Origin of the sequence: Labilibaculum filiforme (genome assembly GCF_002843315.1) — a bacterium.
GTDB lineage: Bacteria > Bacteroidota > Bacteroidia > Bacteroidales > Marinifilaceae > Labilibaculum > Labilibaculum filiforme.
The window spans coordinates 147,226-170,783 of the sequence record NZ_MVDD01000006.1; the positions used below are offsets into that span (position 1 = coordinate 147,226).

17 protein-coding genes are annotated in these 23,558 nt (G+C 36.3%); 3 read left to right on the plus strand and 14 right to left on the minus strand.

Going from position 1 to position 23,558, the window contains the following annotated elements; translation table 11 throughout:
- Window positions 1-2 precede the first annotated feature (2 nt).
- The 11 genes from BZG02_RS10150 to BZG02_RS10200 form a co-directional block, all read right to left on the minus strand.
- Window positions 3-1,169, minus strand: a complete 1,167-nt coding sequence (locus tag BZG02_RS10150) for a DegT/DnrJ/EryC1/StrS family aminotransferase (protein WP_101261320.1) — start codon at window positions 1,167-1,169, stop codon at window positions 3-5.
- Complete coding sequence (locus BZG02_RS10155; RefSeq protein WP_101261321.1) at window positions 1,148-2,608, minus strand: MOP flippase family protein; 1,461 nt, start codon at window positions 2,606-2,608, stop codon at window positions 1,148-1,150. Before BZG02_RS10155 ends, BZG02_RS10150 begins: the two co-directional genes overlap by 22 nt.
- A gap of 10 nt (window positions 2,609-2,618) precedes the next feature.
- On the minus strand, window positions 2,619-3,842 hold the full coding sequence (wecB, locus tag BZG02_RS10160; RefSeq protein WP_101261322.1) for a non-hydrolyzing UDP-N-acetylglucosamine 2-epimerase: 1,224 nt from the start codon (window positions 3,840-3,842) through the stop codon (window positions 2,619-2,621).
- 128 nt (window positions 3,843-3,970) lie between these two features.
- Window positions 3,971-5,245 (minus strand): UDP-N-acetyl-D-mannosamine dehydrogenase, encoded by a 1,275-nt coding sequence (wecC, locus tag BZG02_RS10165; RefSeq protein ID WP_101261323.1) that lies wholly within the window; start codon window positions 5,243-5,245, stop codon window positions 3,971-3,973.
- A 15-nt stretch (window positions 5,246-5,260) separates the two neighbouring features.
- Entirely contained in the window at window positions 5,261-5,788 is a 528-nt protein-coding gene (locus BZG02_RS10170) for a UpxY family transcription antiterminator (protein ID WP_101261324.1), read from the minus strand.
- Window positions 5,789-6,595: 807 nt separating this feature from the next.
- Complete coding sequence (locus tag BZG02_RS10175; protein ID WP_101261325.1) at window positions 6,596-8,854, minus strand: NADP-dependent malic enzyme; 2,259 nt, start codon at window positions 8,852-8,854, stop codon at window positions 6,596-6,598.
- A 247-nt stretch (window positions 8,855-9,101) separates the two neighbouring features.
- The gene (locus BZG02_RS10180; RefSeq protein ID WP_218972210.1) at window positions 9,102-10,142 is read right to left on the minus strand and encodes an inorganic phosphate transporter; all 1,041 of its coding nucleotides are present in this window, start codon (window positions 10,140-10,142) and stop codon (window positions 9,102-9,104) included.
- A 570-nt stretch (window positions 10,143-10,712) separates the two neighbouring features.
- On the minus strand, window positions 10,713-12,569 hold the full coding sequence (yidC, locus tag BZG02_RS10185) for a membrane protein insertase YidC (RefSeq protein ID WP_101261326.1): 1,857 nt from the start codon (window positions 12,567-12,569) through the stop codon (window positions 10,713-10,715).
- Between the two features lie 100 nt (window positions 12,570-12,669).
- Entirely contained in the window at window positions 12,670-14,274 is a 1,605-nt protein-coding gene (locus BZG02_RS10190; RefSeq protein WP_101261327.1) for a CTP synthase, read from the minus strand.
- A gap of 281 nt (window positions 14,275-14,555) precedes the next feature.
- Window positions 14,556-16,589 carry a DUF349 domain-containing protein gene (locus BZG02_RS10195; RefSeq protein WP_101261328.1) on the minus strand — a complete coding sequence of 678 codons (2,034 nt, stop codon included), beginning with the start codon at window positions 16,587-16,589 and terminating at the stop codon, window positions 14,556-14,558.
- Window positions 16,590-16,904: 315 nt separating this feature from the next.
- A complete protein-coding gene (locus BZG02_RS10200) occupies window positions 16,905-17,339 on the minus strand; it encodes an Hsp20/alpha crystallin family protein (protein WP_101261329.1) in 435 nt (144 codons plus the stop codon).
- A gap of 272 nt (window positions 17,340-17,611) precedes the next feature.
- Here BZG02_RS10200 and trmD point away from each other — a divergent pair, with 272 nt between their 5' ends.
- Window positions 17,612-18,289 (plus strand): tRNA (guanosine(37)-N1)-methyltransferase TrmD, encoded by a 678-nt coding sequence (trmD, locus tag BZG02_RS10205; protein ID WP_101261330.1) that lies wholly within the window; start codon window positions 17,612-17,614, stop codon window positions 18,287-18,289.
- Window positions 18,290-18,340: 51 nt separating this feature from the next.
- Here the strand turns inward: trmD and rbr are convergent, their stop codons facing one another.
- Window positions 18,341-18,919 carry a rubrerythrin gene (gene rbr / locus BZG02_RS10210; RefSeq protein ID WP_101261331.1) on the minus strand — a complete coding sequence of 193 codons (579 nt, stop codon included), beginning with the start codon at window positions 18,917-18,919 and terminating at the stop codon, window positions 18,341-18,343.
- Window positions 18,920-19,358: 439 nt separating this feature from the next.
- On the opposite strand from rbr, the gene BZG02_RS10215 reads away from it, so the two are divergent.
- A complete protein-coding gene (locus tag BZG02_RS10215; protein WP_101261332.1) occupies window positions 19,359-20,111 on the plus strand; it encodes a TorF family putative porin in 753 nt (250 codons plus the stop codon).
- Between the two features lie 133 nt (window positions 20,112-20,244).
- Here the strand turns inward: BZG02_RS10215 and BZG02_RS10220 are convergent, their stop codons facing one another.
- Window positions 20,245-20,898 carry a 7-carboxy-7-deazaguanine synthase QueE gene (locus tag BZG02_RS10220; protein WP_218972211.1) on the minus strand — a complete coding sequence of 218 codons (654 nt, stop codon included), beginning with the start codon at window positions 20,896-20,898 and terminating at the stop codon, window positions 20,245-20,247.
- A 313-nt stretch (window positions 20,899-21,211) separates the two neighbouring features.
- On the opposite strand from BZG02_RS10220, the gene BZG02_RS10225 reads away from it, so the two are divergent.
- Complete coding sequence (locus BZG02_RS10225; protein WP_101261333.1) at window positions 21,212-22,642, plus strand: c-type heme family protein; 1,431 nt, start codon at window positions 21,212-21,214, stop codon at window positions 22,640-22,642.
- A 7-nt stretch (window positions 22,643-22,649) separates the two neighbouring features.
- Here BZG02_RS10225 and BZG02_RS10230 read toward each other — a convergent pair whose 3' ends face one another.
- Window positions 22,650-23,438: a T9SS C-terminal target domain-containing protein gene (locus BZG02_RS10230; protein WP_143470450.1), complete on the minus strand. Its 789-nt coding sequence runs from the start codon at window positions 23,436-23,438 to the stop codon at window positions 22,650-22,652.
- Between the last annotated feature and the right edge of the window lie 120 nt (window positions 23,439-23,558).

Below are 23,558 nucleotides of genomic sequence, written 5' to 3' on the forward strand. Positions count from 1 at the left end.
AATTAATCTATTTTCCGATTATTTTGATTCCCAATTTTTACCGGAACTTCTTTCCGATCCTCCTGCATTCCTAAAAGAATAGATACCACTAAATCGACTACCTCATCGGCCAAATCAGGATATAAGGGAAGACAAATTACTTGTCTTGATATTTCGAAGGCAATATCCAAACCTTTTGCTGATGGCAAACCACGGTAAGCCGAAAATTCGCTGATTAGCGGATAAAAATACCTGCGTCCATAAATATTATGCTTTTTTAGCTCTTCATAAACATCATCTCTCGACCTCCCAAATTCCGATTCATCGATAAAAACAGGAAAATAGGAGTAATTGTAATCCACATCAACCGGATTTTCGAGGTAACGAACTCCTACAATATCTTTTAAGCCTTTGCGGTATTTCTCCGTAATATGTTGCCTTCCATCAATTGCAGAATCGAAATATTTTAATTGTAAAATTCCATAAGCAGCTTGCAATTCGTTCATTTTAGCATTAATACCAGGAGCCACAACTGTAGTTTCATCGGCAATACCAAAATTTTTCAAATAATCAATTCTCCTTTTTGTCTTTAAATCATGACAAATAATAGCTCCTCCTTCTATCGTATTGAAAACCTTGGTAGCATGAAAACTTAATATGGACAAATCGCCATAATTCAGAACACTAGAGCCTTTGTATTTTACTCCAAATGCATGAGCTGCATCGTAAATTACTCGTAAACCATAACGGTCGGCCAAATGCTGAATTTCATCCAACTCGCAAGGGTTTCCATATACATGAACTGGTAAAATTGCAGTTGTTTCGGGAGTTATAGCTGCCTCGATAAGTTTAGGATCCAAATTACAATAATCGGGTTCGATATCAACAAAAACAGGTTTGATACCATTCCACCACAGAGAATGTGTAGTAGCTACAAAGCTGAATGGTGTAGTAATTACTTCTCCTTTAATTTTTAGACATTGCAGAGCTGCCATTAAGGCAAGTGTTCCGTTAGAAAATAACGATACGTAAGGAACTCCCAGAAAAGTTGCGAGTTGTGTTTCAAATTCCTGATGGTACTTCCCATTATTGGTGAGCCACCTGCTATCCCAAATATCTTCCAACAAAGGGATAAATTCGTTTAATGGTGGCAACTGTGGCCGAGTGACTAATATTTTATTTTTTTCCATCTTCGTAAGGGTATTACTTCTTTTAAAATCAGTAATCCATCGGTCAAAGCTTCTAGTTTCATTGCTATTGCCAACAGTAAATAAGATCCGATACCTATTAGTATCTGGAAGGAGAGTGCAAGAATTTGATTCTCGAACAAGTAACCTATCATCATAAAAGCAACCATTATCAAACTGATAACGAAAGCTTTACTTATATCTTTTAATTGATTTGGGATGGTGTAGGAAATTAATTTCCCGGTATAAAATGCATTGATAAAAAAGCTGATAAAAGAGGTGAAGATTTGACCTACCACCAAACCCATTATTCCCCAGTTTAATCCAATTACAATAGCAACCACCACAATCGATTTTTTAATAATTTCGAGGTAGAGGAATAAATCCGATCTGCCTTTTACCTTTAAAATATTTAAATTAGAAGCATGTAAGGTGTAAATCATACCAGCGATACACAACAACTGAAAATAAGGAACGGATGGCAACCATTTCTCTCCTAAAATTAGTACCAACAATGGCTCTGCCACTACCGCTAAACCAAGCATTAACGGAAAATTTATAAAAACCAAAAGCTTAATTAACTTTCGGAATCCTTGTTTTAATTTTTCTGTTTCATCCTGTATTTTTGAAAAAGCAGGAAAAGTTACATTTCCCACCACCTGCGCTAACGTAGTAACGGGAACCTGCTGTAATTTTTTTGCTTGTGAATAAAATCCAAGTGCCGAAGCTGAAAACATTCGCCCAATTACCATTAGGTAAATATTTTCGAAAGTCTGACTGATCATTCCAGATAACAACAACTTAGAACCAAATTGAAATAAGCTTTTAAACGAAACTATGGAAAATACAAAGGATGGTCGCCACGAACTTTTTATCCAAAACAAAACCGTTCTAAAAAAATAGATGCCAATTATTTGCCCCGCAAGTGCCCACACTCCATAATCGAGTATAGCCATTCCAATGCCCACAATAGCCGATAAAAAATTTGCAATTACTACAATTTGAGCAATCGCTTTAAAATTCATTTCAATTTTAAACTTCACCAAATGAATTAGTCCAAAAGAGTTTATTGTTAATATCACGCAAACAACCCGTGTTAAATAGACCAACAAAGGCTGATGAAAAAAATCGGCGATATAAGGAGCCGCTACAAATAATATCAAGTAGAGAACAAAACCTATTGCGATATTAAAATAAAAGACCGTTGAATAATCCGTCTGATTAACGTCTTTTTTTTGAATTAGTGCGTTATCAAATCCACTATCGATAAAAGCCTGCGATACTCCAATAAAAATGGCAAGCATCCCAATCAAACCAAAATCTTCTGGTTCTAACAATCGGGCCAATACAATTTGTGAAATAAGGAGTATTAACTGACTTCCAAATTTTTCGAGGAAGCTCCAAAACACACCTTTAATGGTTTGACTCTTTAATTCTGACATTTATAATTTATTAAGCAACAATTCTTTCTCGAACTGCAATCGCTTTTTTCAATTCTTGTACAATTCGAATACAAGCATTTCCATCCCCATAAGGATTATTGGCGTTTGACATTTTACGATAAACAGATTCTTCTTGAAAAAGCATTTCTACGGCTTCAATAATTCGAGTAGAATCTGTCCCCACTAATTTTACGGTTCCCGCCGACAATGCTTCCGGACGTTCGGTTGTATCTCTCATTACCAAAACTGGTTTGCCTAAAAATGGTGCTTCTTCCTGTATTCCTCCCGAATCGGTCAAAATTAAGTAGGAAAGATCCATCATGTAAACAAATGGCAAATAATCAATTGGATCAATTAGGAAAATATTTTTAGCACCTAATTCTCCCGTAGCTGGATTTTTTCCTAGAATCTCGTAAACAGGTTGCTGCACATTCGGATTCAGATGAACGGGATACACAAAATCAACATCAGGATATTTGACAGCTAAAAATTTAATGGATTCGCAGATATTCAAAAATCCTTTCCCAAAATTTTCTCTGCGATGACCGGTTATCAACACCATTTTTCGGGTACGGTATACCCAATCGGCCACTAATCCGGTTGGAATTCCTTTTGACTGAAGTACATTAATAATATCCATTACTACCCGCGACGAGCGATGTATTTTAGTAAGCGTTAGCTGCAAAGCATCAATTACCGTATTCCCCGTAACAACAATTCTATTTTTGCTGATTCCTTCATCCATCAAGTTTTTTTGAGCCATAATGGTAGGAGCAAAATGCCATTTCGCCAAACGCCCAGTAATTTGGCGATTTCCTTCTTCGGGCCATGGGGAATACAAATTATTGGTTCGTAAACCAGCCTCGATATGTGCAACAGCTATTTGCTGATAGTAAGCGGCCAAAGCGGTGGTAGAAGAAGTAGAGGTATCTCCGTGAACTAATACCAAATCGGGTTTAGCATTGGTTAATACATCCCGCATTCCAATCAAAACCCTACTGGTAATATCATATAAATCCTGCCCAGCCTTCATAATCTCAAGATCGTAATCGGGTTGAATATCGAATAAATCAAGCACCTGATCGAGCATTTCGCGATGTTGACCGGTTACACAAACAATCGTTTCAAAATCCTCGGGATACTTCTGAAACTCCTTTACTAAAGGAGCCATTTTTATAGCTTCGGGGCGGGTTCCAAAAACCAATAACACCCGATATTTTAAATTCTCACTCATAATTCTTTTGGTTTTAAAGTGGATAACATACTATCGCTCCTAAAATGTGGTTGTTATTGAGCGATACAATTAGATACTGGAATCACCCAGTTTGGCAGTAAATCGCAGTACGATCCATTGCACAATTCCTATCTATTAATCGACCGCTTCAAATTCGCTTCAACATTCACAAATTCAAGATCTTCGATCTGTTTATTCGTAACTCCGCAAAAATCTAAAATCAGCTTATTCTTCGATTTTGGTAAGGAATAAAATTCACTATGCGCAACTAAATAAACCACCATATCGGCAGCCTCGAATGCGTTTTTATAATCAGAGATTTCGTAATCGGGATAAGAATCAATATTGGGCTCCACTAAGAGAATACCATTTTGTTCGCCTCCAATTACTTTTTGTGCGATGTATTTAGCTGGAGATTCACGCAAATCATCAATATTTGGCTTAAAAGCCATTCCCATTAATGCAATTTTTGGTTCATACCCATGTTTCACTTGAAATTGCAGGCTCGCATTTTTAATTTTCTCGACGCACCAAAAAGCTTTGTAGTTGTTTATTTCTCGAGCCTTCCCAATGATCTGACTTTCCAAAGGATACTCCGAAACAATAAAGTAGGGATCAACTGCAATACAATGCCCACCTACGCCGCAACCTGGTGTTAAAATATTTACTCGTGGATGCCTGTTTGCCAATTCAATTAGCTCCCAAACATTTATACCTGCCTTATCGCAAATAATCGAAAGCTCATTCGCAAAAGCAATTTGCACATCACGAGACGAATTTTCTACCAACTTGCACATTTCAGCAGTTCTTGAATTGGTACGATGCAATTCTCCCTTTACAAATTGTTGAAAGAAGTTGCAGGCTCGTTCTGTCGACTCTTCATCAACTCCACCAATTACTCGATCATTATGCTCCAATTCATAAATGATATTACCGGGCAATACGCGTTCTGGACAATAAGCTATGAAAAGTTTTCCTTCCAAATCGGGACGTTTTGAATGAATCAAATTTCTTACCTTTTCGGTAGTCCCAACCGGAGAAGTCGACTCAATAATAAACAAATCCCCTTCCTTTAGTAAGGGAATGATAGCATTACCAGCTGCCAAAACATAGGAAATATCTGGCTCGTGATTTCCTTTAAAAGGAGTAGGAACTGCAATTGTATAAACATCAGCCTCTACTGTTTGTAAATGAGCGCTTAAGTACCCATCTTCCACCACCTTTTTCACCAACAAATCAAGATCGGGCTCCACAATAATAATCCGACCTTCGTTTACAGCTTCAACTACCTTTGGGTTGATATCTACTCCATGAACTCTCCTACCGCTATTGGCAATAAGAGCCGCCGTAGGCAGGCCAATATACCCCATACCTACTGTGGTAACTATTTCAATTTTTTTCATAAGATGGTTCGGAATTTAGTGCATGACAATTTGAACTTGTTTAATGGAATCCAGACTAATGTCTGTATAAACACAAGTTCCCAAAGAATCGAAGCGGATAACAATTCGACTCTTCCCTTTTATTTGCGTGATTTCGCCTTGGATGCCTTTTAATGGTCCCGAAATAACTTCCACTACTTCTCCTGTTTCCAGATAATCAGTACAAAGATCTACTTTGCGATTTTCATCATCTAAAAAAAGTCGAAGTGCTTCAATTTGTTTCTCGGGTATAGACACAGCTTTGCCACCGAAAGTTACATACCGAACTGCAAAATTTGAGTTAATTACATCGTAGTATTCTCTTTCGCTGACTTTCACAAATAAATACGACCGTAACAAGGGTTCTTCTACCCATTTGGAACGATCACTCCATTGTCGAAGCTCTTTTTTTAAAGGAAGGTAGCACTCGATATTTTTCGAGCACAATTCTTGATAGAGCCTTTTTTCAGCTCGCGATCGAGTATAGATCGCATGCCAAAAATAAGGCCTTTTTAAGGCTTGCATGGTGGTTGAGTTAAGGTTGTTACAAGTGAATATAAGGACTACAGGAAAATAGATTTCAGCTGGTTGAAGGCAAAATGCAATCTACTCTCAAGGAGGAACGTTTACTTTTGTACACTAGCAGATACAGCTTCGCTTCCTCGGTCACAGGAAAGTGTTGTACCGTTATTTTTTATAATCTGAAATTAACTTTTAGTAAACAATACAATTGTTCTATTTTCACCAGAACAATTGGCTGTTTTTTTTCTTTAATCCCCTTCGGATATCTTACTATTTGTACTTAATAATTTAGAAAATTTCGTGAGTTTTTTGTTAAGGAACAAATTAAATTGCCTTTTGCTTAGAAAGAATCTAAACAATTTTGGCGAGGGGATGTTATTAACTGACTAAAGTGTCTTTTTACTTGACAACCAATGTTTAAGATAACTTAAACTGCCTGCTTTTGTTTAGATTATCTTAATATGTAAATTCAAGAAACCTACACATCAATTCGCTATTTTTCCAAAAAAAGGCTATTTCAGGCACTTTTACAGTACTTCCTATTAAAGAAAAAAAGAGGTATTTAATGAGCCGACCACTATAGAATTAACTTATTGATAAAAACAAAGCTTCCATGAAAAGTTTCAAATGTTTCCTCGAAAGCTTTTTTATAGTACTCAACATTCCCAAATTTCTGCAAATAACCCACAACTAATTTAGCATCACTATTTTGCAATATATCTTTTTTTACTATTCCTCTTCAATTGATCAATTATAAATTTTTACTGATAACTATTTATAAATGACTGTTTACCAATAATTATTTACTTATTATTGTGCATCCACAACCGCAATGGTAACCAAATTTACCAACTCCCGAACCGAACTTTCGAGAGGAACGATATGAATTGATTTATTCATTCCTAATAAAATAGGACCTATTGCTTCGGCACCAACTAGCTCCTGCATCATTTTATATGCAATATTACCACTGCTTAAATTTGGAAAAATAATGGTGTTCACTTTTCGGTTTTCCAACTTCGAGAAGGGAAACATTCTTGCTCTAAGCTCAGTATTCAAGGCAAAATTCATTTGAATATCACCATCTACAATTAAATTGGGATGATCGCGATGTAGTATTTTAACGGCCTCCTGCACTTGCACCGGACTACCCGTGCGAATAGATCCAAAATTAGAATACGAAACCAAAGCAATAACTGGTTCGATATTGAATTTACGAACCGCTTTAGCCGTAAGTAACGTGGTATCAACCAAAGTACGAGCTTCGGGCATTGGATTTACGGTAGTGTCGGAGAAAAAGATCGGCCCCTTATTGGTCATCATTAAATACATTCCTGCAATATGATTCGTGTCGGGTTTAATTCCAACCGTCTGTATCGCTGGACGAATAATATCCGCATATTTCGAAGTGGCACCGCTAATAAAAGCATCTGCAGCTCCCACCTCCACCATCATGGCACCAAAATAGTTGCGATCATTCATTTTATCGATAGCCTCGCTATAGGTCAGGCCTTTTCGACTTCGCTTCTTAAACAATATTTTGGCATACTCTTCTCTTCGGATTTGCTCTTCAAATCCTCTCCAATTAATAATTGGCACCGTCTGTAAATCGAGCTCGTGCTGCACTATTAATTTTTTGATAATCTCCGGATTACCTAACAATATTGGCTGTGCAATTCCTTCGCGCAAGACCGTTTCTGCTGCTTTTAAAATCTTAAAAGTATCTCCCTCGGCAAAAACTACTCGCTTCGGATTCCGTTTGGCTTTATCGGTTAAAGCTCTCATTAATTTATTATCCCGTCCCAAGCGTTCCTCTAATTGTAGTTTGTAAGCCTCCCAATTAGTAATTGGTTCCTGTGCAATACCCGAATCCATTGCCGCTTTAGCCACTGCTGGCGCAACAATGGTCAACAACCTTGGGTCGAGTGGTTTGGGAATAATATACTCACTTCCAAAATTAAAATTCATTTCGCCATAAGCAATATTTACGATATCGGGAACATCCTCCTTTGCCAAAGATGCAATCGCCTTAACGGCTGCAATCTTCATTGCTTCATTAATTGCAGTCGCCTTTACGTCCAAAGCCCCTCGAAAAATAAAAGGGAACCCCAACACATTATTTACCTGATTGGGATGATCGGACCGACCAGTAGCCATAATTAAATCCTTACGCGTTTGCATGGCTACATCGTAATCTATTTCCGGATCGGGATTTGCCATGGCGAAAACAATTGGCTTTGCGGCCATCGAATTAATCATTTCTGGAGTGAGCACATTGGCTACCGATAAGCCCAAAAACATATCGGCACCCACCATTGCTTCCTTTAGCGTATGAACATTTTTACTACTTACAAATTCTTTTTTTATCCGATTAAGATCGGTACGCGATTCGTGAATTACGCCCTTACTATCGACCATTACAATATTCTCTTTTTTAACGCCCAAGGAGATATACAAACGCGTGCATGCAACTGCCGATGCTCCCGCACCATTTACTACCAATTGCAGATCGCACAGTTTTTTCTTCTGAATTTCGGTCGCATTAAGTAGTCCAGCTGCCGATATAATAGCAGTTCCGTGCTGATCGTCGTGCATTACCGGAATTTTAAGCTCCTTTTTTAGCCGATCTTCAATTTCGAAACACTCTGGGGCTTTGATATCCTCTAAGTTAATACCTCCAAAAGTGGGTGCAATTCCTTTTACAATCTGCACAAACTCGTCCACATTTTTAGTATCGACCTCAATATCGAACACATCGATATCTGCAAAAATTTTAAATAACAATCCTTTTCCTTCCATCACCGGTTTGCCTGCCTCGGCACCAATGTCGCCCAACCCCAAAACAGCAGTACCATTAGAAATTACCGCCACCAAATTTCCTTTCGCAGTATATTTGTACACGTCTTTGGGATTTTTTTCTATTGCTAAACATGGCACAGCAACGCCTGGCGAATAGGCCAAGGACAAATCTAATTGTGTGGAGTGTGGTTTGGTAGGAACTACTTCAATTTTTCCGGGACGCGCACCTTCGTGGTAGTTTAGCGCATCTTCTTTGGTGAATTTAGCCATGGCGAATTAATTTATGGAAACTACTTGCTTGCTGATCGGATAGATTTCGAAGAGTGCTAAAAGGCAGAAGCCCTGAGGTGAATAGCGAAATAATATCAACTTTACTGAATTGCAGCACTTTACTACTGCCATATTAATTTCCGCATAAAATAACTTAGAAGAAATCTAAATTGGAGGCATAAAAAAAATCTCCTTATAGCAGGAGATTTCTGAGTGTAAAAAGTAGAAAGGAAATAGCCGTTTTCTTTTATAAAAAACCATATTTATCGGCGATTAAAATTAACAAAAGCGTTAACAGAAATGCAAATATTGGGGCTATTACCCACATCACAAAGAACCTTCGCACTTGGGTCTTTTTAAAAATATTTTTGGGTCCTAATTTAGCCACTCCAATTCCTAAAATAGCAGCTACATTTAATTGCACCAAAGAGGTAGGTATCCCTTTGGTTAAGGATGCAGTTAGTAGTAAACTCGCCGAAACAAAAGCAATAATTACCGCTTCGAATTTTCCGAACAGCACGATTTCTTTTCCCGTATTTTTCACAATCTTATCCCCAAATATAGAGCTTCCAATTCCGAAACTAGGAGCCACAATTAAGGTCGATAATATCATGATAAAAGTAAAGTTAGCATCCATAGATATGTTTAACTCATTGGCAGTCATCGCCGCTATGGGACCAGCCGCATTCGCAACATTATTGGCTCCAATCGAAAAAGCAACGTATAAGGACATAAATACCAATAATGCATTCCATACCGGTTTAAGATTTTCGTTTTGAGCTCTTGGCATGGTGTATCCCTTCTTCCGCATTGGACGGTAAATATATCTTCCTATAAACAAACTAATAAAAAAAGACAGAATTGGCAGAATAAACCAGGTAGGAACTATTTCGAATAGTAATTTATCGGTATTTAAATTATTATAATACAGGGCAACTGCACTTACCGACAGCACTGTTGATTGACTTGTTGACTGTGGTATTCCCGCTAAGTTGGCAATTAATAAGGACATCGCAACGGAAAAAAGAATAATAGACACCACACTTAAGGACATCATTTCGGGAGGAAATAAGTCTTTACCCATAGTTGTGCCAGTTCCTTTACCTGCAAGTATGGCTCCCAAAAAAACCATTATTCCAAACAATCCAGGAATTAAACTTTTTCGAATAACATTAGCTCCATAAGCAGCAGAAAATGCCGGAGCGGTTCCACTTCCCCCCATATTTATCGCCAAAAACATTGCAATAATAAAAGGGATTAACAAGTGGCTGAACAGTGGTGAAATCATATTTATAATTTATTACGGTGATCAGATTTAATTATATTACACTCGCCAGAATGCCTGAAAGCCCAAGCATTTTTACCTAGCTAAATTAATCATATTACCATAAGAAGCATAGGCTTCCTACCATTTTTTTTCGCAAGCTAACAATTTGACGGGCAAGTTGTAGTTCATTTTAAATTGTCGATTCCCCCTAAGCTATGCCCTTAATAATGAACAACAAGAATCTATCTAAATACTAGAAATTTTCCATTAAACTCCTTCCATCATAGCATTGCAGCTATTTTACAAATTTATATTCAACAAGTCTGTTTTTCCTTTATTTACTGAAGATGCCACAACTGTTGCATTTTTAGAATCATAATAATTAAAGTTTTCTCAACGAAAGTGTTTTTGGCTTAAATTATATACTTTAAACACTGTTTTGTTACAAATATTTTCCCTTTCCAAACCGACCTCCCTTGCCGTTTTGCAAAACCTTACCCTTGCCCTCTCCTGAAGGAGAGGGAACTGCGAAAGCAAAAAAAAGAGCCCCATTGCTGGAGCTCTTTCTGTATGTAAATCCCCGAAAGGGTTTTATTTTTTGCTTCTTTGTTTAGCTGCGTCTTCCAAACGTTGTTGGAATTTCGATTTCTTCACAGGCTTTTTCTTATTTGCTTCGAGCATTGCCAAAACTTTATCGTCGTCGACCATAAATTTACGGATAGCAACGGTTTGAATAATGGTAAATAAGGTTGCAATAAAGTAGTAGTAAGAAAGTCCTGATGCATATTGGTTAAACCATACCAAGAACATTACTGGCATTAAATACATCATGGTTTGCATGCCTGGCATTTGCTGCGACGATTGTGTCATTTGACCATTCATACGAGTATACACCAAGTTGGTAATTGCCATTAACAAACAGAACAAACTAACGTGATCGCCATAGAATGGAATATCCCAAGGTAATGATAGAATTGAATCGTATGAGGATAAATCGGTTGCCCAAAGGAAACTTTGCTGACGCAATTCGAAGGATGCCGGAAAGAAACGGAACAGTGCAATTAGGAATGGAAACTGCACTAACATTGGTAAACATCCACCCATTGGGTTTACTCCTGCTTTTTTATACAGTGCCATGGTTGCCTGTTGGCGTTCCATTGCTTTATCTTTCGGTATTTTCTCGTTAATTGCATCAATCTGAGGTTTTAACACCTTCATTTTTGCTGTTGACATGTACGACTTGTAGGTCAATGGTGCCAAAATCAACTTAATAATGATGGTTAAAATCAGGATAATAATCCCGTAATTTGAAATAAAACCTTCTAAGAAGTTAAAGATAGGAATCACGAAATATCTGTTTACCCATCCAAATATAGCCCAACCTAAATCAACTAATTTGTGCAATTCTATATCCTGTCCATCCAGATCTTTACCATACTTACGTAAAGTATTGAATTTATTGGGTCCAAAATAGAATTTCATTGGATGACTTTCCAACTGAGTTCCTTGATATGGTAATGATATTTCGGCGGAAAAATTCTTTAAAATCGGTGAACTTTCCTCCATTTCAACAGACTTCAATTTTACTCCTTTAAATGCATCACCAGCAATTAAAACCGAAGAGAAAAACTGTTGCTTAAATCCAATCCACTTCACTTTGGTAGCCAACTCTTCCTCATCGTCGCCAGAAGCTTTCAGGTAATCAACAGCATCTTCGAAGAATTTATAGTGCAAAGCAGTGTATTGGTTTTCGAACTTACGTCCTTTTTCCTGACTGGGAATATCAGCTTCCCAATTGAAAGTTACAAAATTCGAGTTGCGAGAAATTACGTCCTGCATTCCTACCAAATTCACCGTAAAATCGACCATGTAAGAATCGGGAGCCAAAGTATATTTGTATTCCACATACTGATCGTCACCAACCATTAATCGCATGCTCACTCCTTTTTCGGAAGTAGTTGCATCAACAGCGTCAGCTCCATTTGCTTCCACAAAAAACAAGTCCTGAGTATTCATTGGCTTGTTTTCGGCATAAAACGATAATCCAAACTTAGAATTTTTCTCGGCCCATAATAATAGAGGTAAAGAATCGTGTGTCTGGAATTTCTTTAACTGAACATTTTGAATTCGTCCTCCTCGGGTATTCAGAGTTAGCTTTACTAATTTGTTCTCAAGAGTAATTAATTCTTCCTTCTGATTTACAGCTCCGGCAAAAGCGCCATAGGTATCTTTTATTGCTACCGAATCTTTTTCTACTTCAGCATATTTAGCCTTCAAGCCTTCCAATCGAGCCGCTTCAAACTCTTCATTACGCAATTTATCTACGCGCGCAATTGAATCTCGGGTATTCATGGCTTTGATTTCCTCTTCGGATGGTTTTGTTAAGTACGTATACCCAATCAAAATCGCTCCAATAAGTAACAAACCAAAAATCGAATTTCTATCCATTTTATGTCTTTTAATCTTATTTTCTTAAACTAATAAGTACTTATGCTTTTGAAAAGAAATTCGCTAAAGAACCTTTAAATACATAAGTACTCGGGGGCTTTTATTTTTCTTCCATTGCCACTCTCACAAACTCTACAAATAAAGGATGTGGTTTGATAACGGTACTTTTATATTCTGGGTGAAATTGCACGCCTACAAACCATTTGTGCCCTTCCAACTCAACCACTTCCACCAAACCGGTATCCGGATTCATTCCAGTTGCTTTCATTCCGGCAGCTTCGAATTGCTCCAAAAACTCATTATTAAACTCGTAACGATGACGGTGACGTTCTGATATTTCTTTTTGTCCGTATGCCTTCAAAGCTTTCGAACCATCTTTTAAAACACAATCGTAAGCTCCCAAACGCATGGTACCGCCTTTTTCCGTTACGTTTTTCTGTTCTTCCATTAGGTCGATAACCGGGTAAGGCGATTTTGGATTCATTTCTAATGAATCGGCATCCTCTAACTTTAATACATTACGAGCAAATTCAATTACCGAAACCTGCATTCCTAAACAAATCCCAAGGAAGGGAACATTATTTTCACGAGCATATTTGGTAGCAAGAATCTTTCCTTCCAATCCTCGGTGTCCAAAACCAGGAGCAACTAAAATTCCTTTTAGGTCTTTCAATTCTTCCTGATAATTTTTATCCGTTAATTTTTCGGAATGAATCCATTGAATATTTACTTTGCATTCGTTTACCGATCCAGCATGTAAAAACGACTCCGCAATAGATTTATACGCATCGTGTAACTCAACATATTTTCCTACCAAACCAATCTTAACTTCTGATTTTGGATTCTGTAAACGATTCAAAAATTTAGTCCATTCGATTAACTTAGGCTCTCTTTTAAGATCTAAACCAAGTTTTTCACAAACAATTACATCGAGTTTTTCCTCTCTCATTTTTAAAGGAACCTCATATATTGTTTTCACATCGATGGATTGGATTACCGCATTTGGCTCAACATTACAGAATAATGCTACTTTTCTGCGAACATCATTCGGCAATTCGTGCTCGGTACGTAATACTAAAACTTCGGGTTGCACCCCAGTTTCGAGTAATGCTTTTACAGAGTGCTGGGTTGGTTTGGTTTTTAGTTCGCCCGAAGCCGCTAAATAAGGCACTAATGTTAAGTGAACTACAATAGCATCGCGGCCTAACTCCCACTTCAACTGACGAACAGCTTCAATGTATGGTAATGATTCAATATCGCCAACAGTACCACCAATTTCGGTAATTACCACATCGTATTTATGCTTGGAACCAAGCATTTTAATGTTTCTCTTAATTTCGTCGGTAATATGAGGAATAATTTGAACCGTTTTTCCTAGAAAATCTCCTTTTCGTTCCTTATTAATAACGTTACGGTAAATTCTACCAGTAGTAACATTATTGGCCTGAGAAGTAGGAATATTTGTAAAACGCTCATAATGTCCCAAATCCAAATCGGTTTCAGCTCCATCATCGGTTACGTAACACTCGCCATGCTCGTAAGGGTTTAAGGTACCTGGGTCTACATTTAAGTAAGGATCCAGTTTCTGATTGGTAACAGAATAACCTCTGGCTTGTAATAATTTAGCCAATGATGATGCTATTATTCCTTTTCCTAATGAGGAGGCTACCCCACCTGTAACGAAGATGTATTTGGTTGTTGACACTTGCTGAACGTTTTATGGATTATTAAAGGTGCAAAAGTAGTTAATTTATGCATTTTAAGGAAACTATTTCCCTATTTCACTAGATCAAATTTAGTAAATTCGGCTTTTTAGATTTCTTCCTAATTGCAAATCTAGCAAACACAAGTGTTTTTCTTTCGTAAAGAACCAACTAAATATCTAATAGCAATCAGAGATTTGAGTGGTTTCGGACGAAAGCTAATTCAAGCAAAAATCCTCCATTAAAAAAAATGGAGGATGCTATTTTGGATGATGGATTAATTCTAAGGAACCAATCCATCAATTACATTTAACTTTTCCTGAAGAAGTTTTAAACTCTCCTTTCCTTTGTTAATTTTCTCTTCGATTTCGTGAACAATAGAGTCGGAAGTTTTTGAGGAAGAAAAGAAGCCTACATTGTTTTCCCATAGTCCTATATCGGTCTCCAATTGCTTGATTTTACCAACAATCTTATTCCTTTCAATAATAATTTTATCTTCGGAATGATTCATTGTCAATAAATTATCAATTTTCGATTGAAACTTCTGAACTTCTTTATCTCCTGTTTCCAAATCCATTTTGTCGTAAATAGCATTCAAGACTCTTCTAAAATCTTCCTGAATTTTATCTTTCTTCTTAAAAGGAACGTGACCAATTTGCGCCCATTCCTTCTGAAATCCACGAAGAACCGACAAATCCTCTTCTTCATTTCCACTTAATTGGAACGCTTGCACCTTGGCAATTACCTCCTCTTTCCGTTTTAAATTATCGGCATGATCCGTATCAACATGATCGAAATGTCCCGATTTATTGCTGAAAAATTTATCGCAGGCGGCTCGAAAACGAACCCATAATTCCTCGGAAACTTTACGAGGCACAGGTCCAATCTGTTTCCATTCTTTTTGAATTGCGATTAGCTTGTCTGTTGTTTCTTTCCAATCGGTACTATCCTGCAAACCCTCTGCTAGATTACACAATTCCATTTTTTTCTCCAGATTCTCGCCTAGCTTATCCTTTAGCTTCAAATAAAACTTACGTTTTTTATCAAAATATAAATCGCAGGCTGCTCTAAATCGCTGATAAATTTTATTATTATCCTTTTTAGGTGCAAAACCAATGGTGCGCCATTCTTTTTGTAAATCCAAAATCTCTTTAGAACTAGCGTTCCAATCTTTATGAGATTCCACATTCGAGTTCGCAATTAATTCTACTTTTCCGCAAAGAACTTCCTTTTTTTCAAGGTTCGTTTTTTGCTCCGATTTCAAACCTTCATAAAATTCCTGATGATTTCGGTTGATTGTTGTGGTAGCCTCCTTAAATCGCTCCCATATTTCCTCTTTTTGCTCGCGTGGAACTGGCCCAATTTCTCGCCATTGTTCGTGATATTTTTGCAACGTATTAAAGGCTTTCACTACCGAAGGATCCTCTAATAATTTTTCGGTTTCAACACACAGTCGAACTTTAGCTGCCAAATTCTTTTTTAAATCAAGATCGCGAAGCTCTTTATTAATTTTTATATAATCGTAAAAATTCTCTACATGATGATGGTAATTGTCCCACAAATCTTTGAGTGCTGATTGTGGCACCATTCCTGTATCGTGCCATTTTTTCTGTAAATCTCTAAACTCTTGAAAGGTTTTATCAAAAGCTTCCTTCCGATTTACCAGATCCTTAATATCCTCAATTATTTGATACTTAATTTTTAAATTTGCATCCTTTTCCTCTTCCAAGTTTCGAGTGCGAACAATCCTGCTTTCCCTATAAGTACGCAACAAGTCTTTCATTTTTTGCTCCAACTCGTCTTTTCCCAAGTCAAAGTCCTCCTCTTTTCCCTCAGCTGCTAAAAATTTCTTTTTAGCTTCGGCAATTTCTTCGTTATGCTTTTTATAGAAATTGAGTTTAATTGCATCCAATCGGTGCTTAAATCCTTTAGGAGGTTTATGCTCCAACAAGAGAGTTAATCGATCCACCAATTCACTTTTTTCCATTATCGTATAGTCAGGCTCTGTCTGTAGTTCTACGACTTCGGTTTCGTCTTCAGAAATCGCATCAGGAGATTCCTGCACAATACTTGCCGCAGAAACATCTTTACTTTCATCTACTTCTGCTTCAGGAAGTACCTCCTCCTGCTTCGCGTCCTCCTTAACTATTTCGGAAGTTTCACTTTTAATTTCAGAAGTCTCCATTACTGGCTGAATAGTTGCGACTTTCTTTTCCGCAACATCATTCTCATGAGAATTACCTGATACTTTAGGTGTTTCTAAATCTTCATTCAATTCATTCTCACGGGAGAGGTTCGACAGATCTTTTTCTTTCATGTAGTTTGCATTAAATTAGCAACTCAATAACTATAGTGCCATGTTTACAATACTATTTCTAAAGGAATTCAAGGCTCATTCCTTACGAATTTAACTAATTATGCGCTAATCCTCAAAGATTTTCAATATTTTTCTTTCACTTCAAAAACAAAGAGGTTCATGCAATACATGAACCTCTCCAATAAAACCAACAAATTAAGTCATCTAACATTTTTATTTTATTTGTAAAATAAACCTTGCACATAAACTACAATGCTATTTACAATCCTTTTTTCCGGCAATCAAAATGCGTCTTTTTTCAATAATTACCCTAAACTATAAAATGGTAATTTCTTTCACTTTCGGCTCTACTACCTTCACCTTAGCAAGTTTCACCAACAAGATTCCATCGCGCACTTCTGCAACAATATTCTCCTGATCTATTTCATCGGAAAGCTTAAAGCTTCTTTCTAAACTTATAGACTCAAACTCTTTTCTTAGGTACTTTCGATCTGCTTGCGCTTCTTTATTTCCTGTAATTTTTAATAAGCCATCCTCTACCTTAACAGCCACATCACTTTTTGCAAATCCTGGAATAAGCATCTCAATCACAAAGCTCTCCTTTTCATCAACCACATTCGCTTTCGGATAAAAAGAAGCTCCATTTTGCTCTGAATTTTGCAAATTCCCTTTTGTTTCTCTATATAATTGATTCATTAATTGACTTGCAAAAAAATCATTTACTCCTTTTGAATATTTTAAAATTGTCATAACGTTTATATCTAAATTATTACTACTAATTTTTTTTGGGGGTTCCGGAACCCAAAATTCATTTTCATTTACACCAGCTTATTTCCAAAGTTTATACCAATGCTTTTTTCTCCAACAAATGACAGCAAAAGAGAATAGTAATAATGACAACTTGGCCGAATGAGCATTGTGAATAATGACAACGTGTCGCATTGTGCGAATTAGCTTACTCGTATTTTAAATTCTCTTGCAAGCCACGCTTTGGTTACATACTTTTACACAAAATTTTAAAAATGAGAATCGATATACTTACTGTTGTTCCAGAACTACTGGAAAGTCCGCTCAACCACTCTATTATTCAGAGGGCTAAGGATAATAACATTGCCGAAATCCATATTCACAATATTCGTGATTATTCGGAGGACAAACACAAAAAGGTTGACGATTATGCATTTAGCGGTGGAGCTGGAATGGTAATGAGATTGGAGCCAATTGTGAAGGTAATTGAATTTTTAACATCTGAGAGAACCTACGACGAAATCATATTTACTACTCCCGATGGAGATCAATACGATCAGAAAACAGCAAATACCTTATCGATAAAAGAAAACATCATGATTCTTTGCGGGCACTACAAAGGAATAGACCAACGAATTCGTGATCATTTTATTACGAAAGAAATTTCGATTGGTGATTTTGTTTTAACGGGAGGAGAATTGGCCGCTGCTATTATTGCAGATAGCGTTATTCGACTAATTCCTGGCGCGATGGGCGACGAAACTTCTGCTCTTACCGATTCCTTTCAGGATGATCTTCTCTCACCACCTCTTTATACTCGTCCGGCGGAATTCAGAGGCTGGAGGGTTCCAGACATTCTACTTTCGGGGGATCATAAAAAAATTGAAAAATGGCAGGAAGAGCAAGCCTACGAAAGAACAAAACGCTTACGTCCCGATTTATTGAAAGAATAAATTTAAAAAAGAGCTTCGGAAAGGAAGCTCTTTTTTTGTACCAACTACTTATTAATAGTTAGTTGATTTCTTTTCGAAATATGCTTGAGGATGTTCGCAAGCTGGACACATATTTGGAGCCTTTGTTCCTTCATGAACATAACCACAATTTCTGCAATACCATTCTTCTTTCTCTTCAGAAACAAACACTTTTTCTTCTTCTAAATTACTTAGCAACTTCAAATATCTTTGCTCATGTAGTTTCTCTACCTTAGCAATTAATTTAAATGCACTTGCTACTTTCTTAAAACCTTCCTCTTCAGCAATGCGAGCAAATTCAGGATACAATTCAGTATACTCCTCATTTTCACCACTTGCAGCAGCTTTTAAATTTTCAATTGTAGTTCCGATTTTTCCAGCAGGAAAAGCAGCTGTAATCTCAACATCACCACCCTCTAAAAATTTAAAAAATCTCTTTGCATGTTGCATCTCCTGCTCTGCAGTCTCAATAAATATACCTGCAATTTGCTCATACCCTTCTTTCTTAGCCTGTTTTGCAAAGTAAGTATATCTTGCTCTTGCTTGAGACTCACCTGCGAATGACTTCAATAGATTCTTTTCCGTTTCAGTTCCTTTAATCGATTTTTCCATTGTTTCTATTTATTGAATGTAATTTACCGTACGAATATCCTGATTTTTACGAAAACACAATGAAAAATATCCGGTAATCATTATAATTTATACTGAGTAAAGATTACTAACACTCTCCAACAAGTTCATTTATAAAGGACTTTTTCACTAAAAAAACAAGAAAAAAAAAAATACACCCCCCTCATTTAAAACCTTTGCATCGAAAAAAATCACTTTTTTAAGCATCCACCCCCATAATTTTAATTGCTTTTATCATTTTTTTTAATACTTTTGATGTCAGACCCCGTTTCAATTAGGGTTAGGATAGAAATTAGTTGATTCATGCAAACATCACCCCCTTAAAAAAAGGGGGTGTGTTCGCAAAATCTACAAAAAGAAAAAAACCACATTTTATACCTATTAACTATTTACCACATTTATTAATCTAAAATCGATTACTATGCTGAAAGCAAGAAAAATTTTCGCGTTACTTATCTGCACTCTCGCTGTAACAGGTAGCCTGTTTGCACAAGAGGATTCAAGCAAAGGAGAAATTTCGTTTGGTGCCGACCTTATGAACAGATATGTTTGGAGAGGAACTCAATTTTCTACGGGACCGGTAATACAACCAGGTGTTGAATACAGCAATGGTGGATTTGCCATTGGAGCATGGGGATCGTATGCGCAAGATGGTTCTGATGGTGCCGAAGCAGATTTATATGCATCCTACACTTTCGCAGATGATTTATTTACTGCTACTGTTACTGATTATTTTTTCCCTACTGATGGAATTGCTGTAAACAACAGCTATTTTGATTACAAAAAAGCATCCACCGGACATATCATGGAAGCCACTTTGGCTTTTAATGGGAGTGACGGATTTCCAATAAGTATTTTGGCTGCCATGAATTTCTGGGGTGCTGATCAGGATGCAGATGGAGATCAACAAAATTCACTTTATATTGAATTAGGATATGGTTTCACCTACAACAATGTAGCTATTGACTTATTTGCTGGCTTTACCCCAATTGATGCCGATGAAGACAAAGGCGAATCGGGCTTTTACGGCGATACTGCTGGATTTGTAAATATGGGATTTACCGCCTCAAAAGAAATTGCCATTACCGAAAAATTCTCTTTACCAGTTTCAGCTTCTGTTATTGCTAACCCCATGGCAGAAAACTTATTCCTGGTATTTGGAGTAAGCTTCTAACCCAATCACTAACCTAATTTGCTTTTTAAGGAGCAAAAATGAGGCATTCAGAATTTTCTGAGTGTCTTTTTTTTATTCTAAAAAAAGCTGAATCTGTAAAAGATTCAGCTTTTGTATTTTATATCATTTTCCGTTATGGAATTCGCATGAACTTATGTGCCTGTAAAGAGATGTTCCATTTTGGATTGTTCTTTACATACTCAACAACCGGTTTTATGTTGTGAACATAGCGACTCCATTCCGATTGAAGGTACAACAAACAATCATCACCTACATTTTTCGACAACTCCTCGGCCCATTCTAAATCTTTTTCTAGATCGTAGATAATCACCTTTAACTCGTTTGCTTTCTGATACGATGAAGGTACTGGCAATTTATTACGCTTTGGCGATAAACAAATCCAATCCCACTCTCCAGTTATTTCGTAAGCTCCCGAGGTTTCCAGAAAGTTCTCGATATTGTGCTTCTTTAATTCAGTACACAATGGTTCTAGATTATACAAAGAAGGCTCTCCTCCTGTAACAACAACGGCTTTAGCTGGCGATTCAACAGCTTTTCGAACCACTTCCTCCACCGAAATTAAGCGATGCTCTGCTGGATTCCATGAAATTTTACTATCGCACCATTGGCAACCTATATCACAACCACCAATACGTATGAAGTACGCTGGCTTACCCGTGTGGTAGCCTTCGCCCTGTATGGTATAGAAATCCTCAACTAGAGGTAAATCTGTTCCTTTATCGAATATTTCTTTGTACTTGTCTTTCAAATCGTTCTTCTTAACCAATTAAAAACCTAAATTTTGGCTGTTCAGCAAACTGGCTTGCAAAATTACACGCTTTTTAAGGATTTCAAAATCAAATGGAAAGATTATTTAAAATGATTCTTGTTTAGAATAACTTAATACACTTTTCTCATTAAAGAAAAACAGCTTTGAGTATAAAAATTTAGTACAGCTCAACTTATTCTTAAATGAAAATTCAACTATCCTATTTTTTTTTAGTTTGTACAATCTATTATTCAGAATTGAGACAAATTACATTTCATCCATTAAGTCTTAGGTAATAATTCATATCTTATTCCCCGAAAACACTAGAAATATGAAAAGAAAACACCTTATCTCTTTACTTCTCGTATGGTCATTTCTGATTGGTGCATCCTTTTCTTGGAATTATTATCTTGTTGACTCCAACAATGAAATGGTTGTTTTAAATAAATCAAGATCTTTTTTCGATCAAATATTAATTACTCGATCATGGAATTCGGAACACAATGGAATTTACGTTCCCATTACCGATAAAACTCAACCAAATCCGCACTTAAAAGATTCTTTAAAAAACATTACAAGTACGAATGGAATTCGCTTAACAAAGATAAATCCATCCTACATGACTCGACAAATTGCCGAACTAAACAAAAATAACTATAACCTACAATTTCATATTACTAGCTTAAAACCAATTCGTCCAGAAAATAAAGCAAGTGAAATAGAACAAGAAGCTCTTCGTGAATTTGAATATGGATTAAAAGAAACTCTTCAGCTTTATAAAAATGGCTCCTCGAGTAAGTACATGTATATGGCACCATTAAGTACTCAAAAATCCTGTTTAGAATGCCATAAACATCAAGGTTATAAAGAAGGTGATATTCGTGGAGGAATCAGTATTTCATTTCCAGCCGATTTGTATACAAATGGTGTTAACAAACAAAAATTATCATTGGGAATTATACATTTTCTTATCCTATTATTAGGATATACTGGTATTATATTTTACCACCGAACTTCTAGAAAATATTTTTCCATTATCAATTCAAAAAATACTGAATTAAATAGAATCATTTATACTAAAGATAAATTCTTTTCTATAATTGCTCACGACTTAAGAAGCCCTTTATCAACCATACTAGGTTATCTGGATTTACTTAAGACTGATTATAATAACTTTACAAAAGAGGAACAAATTGATTTCATAAATGAAATGGATATGTCAGCGAATAACTCCTTTAAACTATTAAATAACTTATTACTTTGGGCAAAATCTCAGCAAAATAGAATAACAGTTAATATTCAGAAATACAATTTACTCCAAATAACTACCGAAGCAATAGAAGCTTATTTAGCTGGTGCAACATTAAAAAAAATTAATGTCGACCTAAAGATTTCAATAGACATTTTCGTTTATTCAGATTCGTTTACCTTACAATGTGTGATTTCGAACTTATTTAATAATGCAATTAAATTTACCCCCGAGAATGGCACCATTGGCATCAAGGCAAAACTAATTAATAATTTTGCAGAAATCCAAATTATCGATAGCGGAATTGGAATTCCTGAATCTAGAATTGAGAAGCTTTTCAAGATTGATGAAAGCATTTCGACAAAGGGAACTAATAACGAAAAAGGTACTGGATTAGGATTACTACTTTGTAAAGAATTCATTGAGAAAAACCACGGTGAACTTCGAGTAGAGAGTGAAATAAACAAGGGAACAAAAGCAATCTTTAGAATTCCAACTACACCATTATTGTAGAGCTACCTTACTTTTTGATCCATTTCTCCCATTCTATCTTAAAAATAGATTGTGGCAATTTACTTTCTTCTGTCGATATATATAGCGAGTCGTTTTCAGCAAATACAATACCTTCGGTTTGTGCTGCTCCTAAAGGACTCAGGTCGATTCGAAGACTTTTTCCTTCGAAAAAATTCGTTCCTTCGAAATCATAAAATAGTACCAAATAGGTAAGATAATTTTTATAACCAACCAATGCTAACACTTTTCCATCGGAGCTAATAGCAGCTCCAGTTACTAGCATATCCACATCAAATTCGGATTTCGAACTTAATATTTGATATTCTGTTTTTTTAGATGATGAATACATTCTGGTTTGATAGTTCGCCCAATTTTTAGTGAAAAAATATAGAGAATCGCCATAAGACAAAAAAGCTTCGCAGTCGAAATCTTGTTTTTGCAAGCGCATGGTAAAATCCTTTTGATCGGCCCATTCTAAACCAATTACATCTACATTCACTTTCGACAGGTTCGAATTCCCCACCTCCTTTTTTTCAAGTTTTAGTACTCTCAAATCTTTACGAGAACCAAAATTATTTCCAAAATCACCAATATAAATGTACTCTTGATCTGAAGCCAAATCCTCCCAATCTATATTTTTAGCATTCGTAATTTCAATTTCCTTTTCAATTCGTCCACTTCTATTGTAGCCATAAAGAATTGGCTCACAATCGCTATCGTTATTCACCCAAAATAAATTCTTGTACCACATTAATCCCGATTGCTCATTCACCTTAACAGATAATGAGTCTTGCACGAGAATAGGCTGATAAACGATTGAAATTGAATCAACTAAAGCTTTATTCCGCCCAAATTTATTTGAAGAACATGCTCCTAAAAATAGAAGTATCCATAATGAGTAAAAAGAGAAATATTT

Excerpts from the sequence above, each read along its gene's own strand:
- BZG02_RS10200 (WP_101261329.1), bottom strand. The coding sequence starts at position 17,339 with ATGACAATTTTAAAATATTCAAAAGGAGTAAATGATTTTTTTGCAAGT.
- BZG02_RS10180 (WP_218972210.1), bottom strand. The coding sequence starts at position 10,142 with ATGATTTCACCACTGTTCAGCCACTTGTTAATCCCTTTTATTATTGCA.
- BZG02_RS10150 (WP_101261320.1), bottom strand. The coding sequence starts at position 1,169 with ATGGAAAAAAATAAAATATTAGTCACTCGGCCACAGTTGCCACCATTA.
- BZG02_RS10170 (WP_101261324.1), bottom strand. The coding sequence starts at position 5,788 with ATGCAAGCCTTAAAAAGGCCTTATTTTTGGCATGCGATCTATACTCGA.
- BZG02_RS10215 (WP_101261332.1), top strand. The coding sequence starts at position 19,359 with ATGCTGAAAGCAAGAAAAATTTTCGCGTTACTTATCTGCACTCTCGCT.
- trmD (WP_101261330.1), top strand. The coding sequence starts at position 17,612 with ATGAGAATCGATATACTTACTGTTGTTCCAGAACTACTGGAAAGTCCG.
- BZG02_RS10155 (WP_101261321.1), bottom strand. The coding sequence starts at position 2,608 with ATGTCAGAATTAAAGAGTCAAACCATTAAAGGTGTGTTTTGGAGCTTC.
- wecC (WP_101261323.1), bottom strand. The coding sequence starts at position 5,245 with ATGAAAAAAATTGAAATAGTTACCACAGTAGGTATGGGGTATATTGGC.
- wecB (WP_101261322.1), bottom strand. The coding sequence starts at position 3,842 with ATGAGTGAGAATTTAAAATATCGGGTGTTATTGGTTTTTGGAACCCGC.
- yidC (WP_101261326.1), bottom strand. The coding sequence starts at position 12,569 with ATGGATAGAAATTCGATTTTTGGTTTGTTACTTATTGGAGCGATTTTG.
- BZG02_RS10225 (WP_101261333.1), top strand. The coding sequence starts at position 21,212 with ATGAAAAGAAAACACCTTATCTCTTTACTTCTCGTATGGTCATTTCTG.
- BZG02_RS10175 (WP_101261325.1), bottom strand. The coding sequence starts at position 8,854 with ATGGCTAAATTCACCAAAGAAGATGCGCTAAACTACCACGAAGGTGCG.
- BZG02_RS10195 (WP_101261328.1), bottom strand. The coding sequence starts at position 16,589 with ATGAAAGAAAAAGATCTGTCGAACCTCTCCCGTGAGAATGAATTGAAT.
- rbr (WP_101261331.1), bottom strand. The coding sequence starts at position 18,919 with ATGGAAAAATCGATTAAAGGAACTGAAACGGAAAAGAATCTATTGAAG.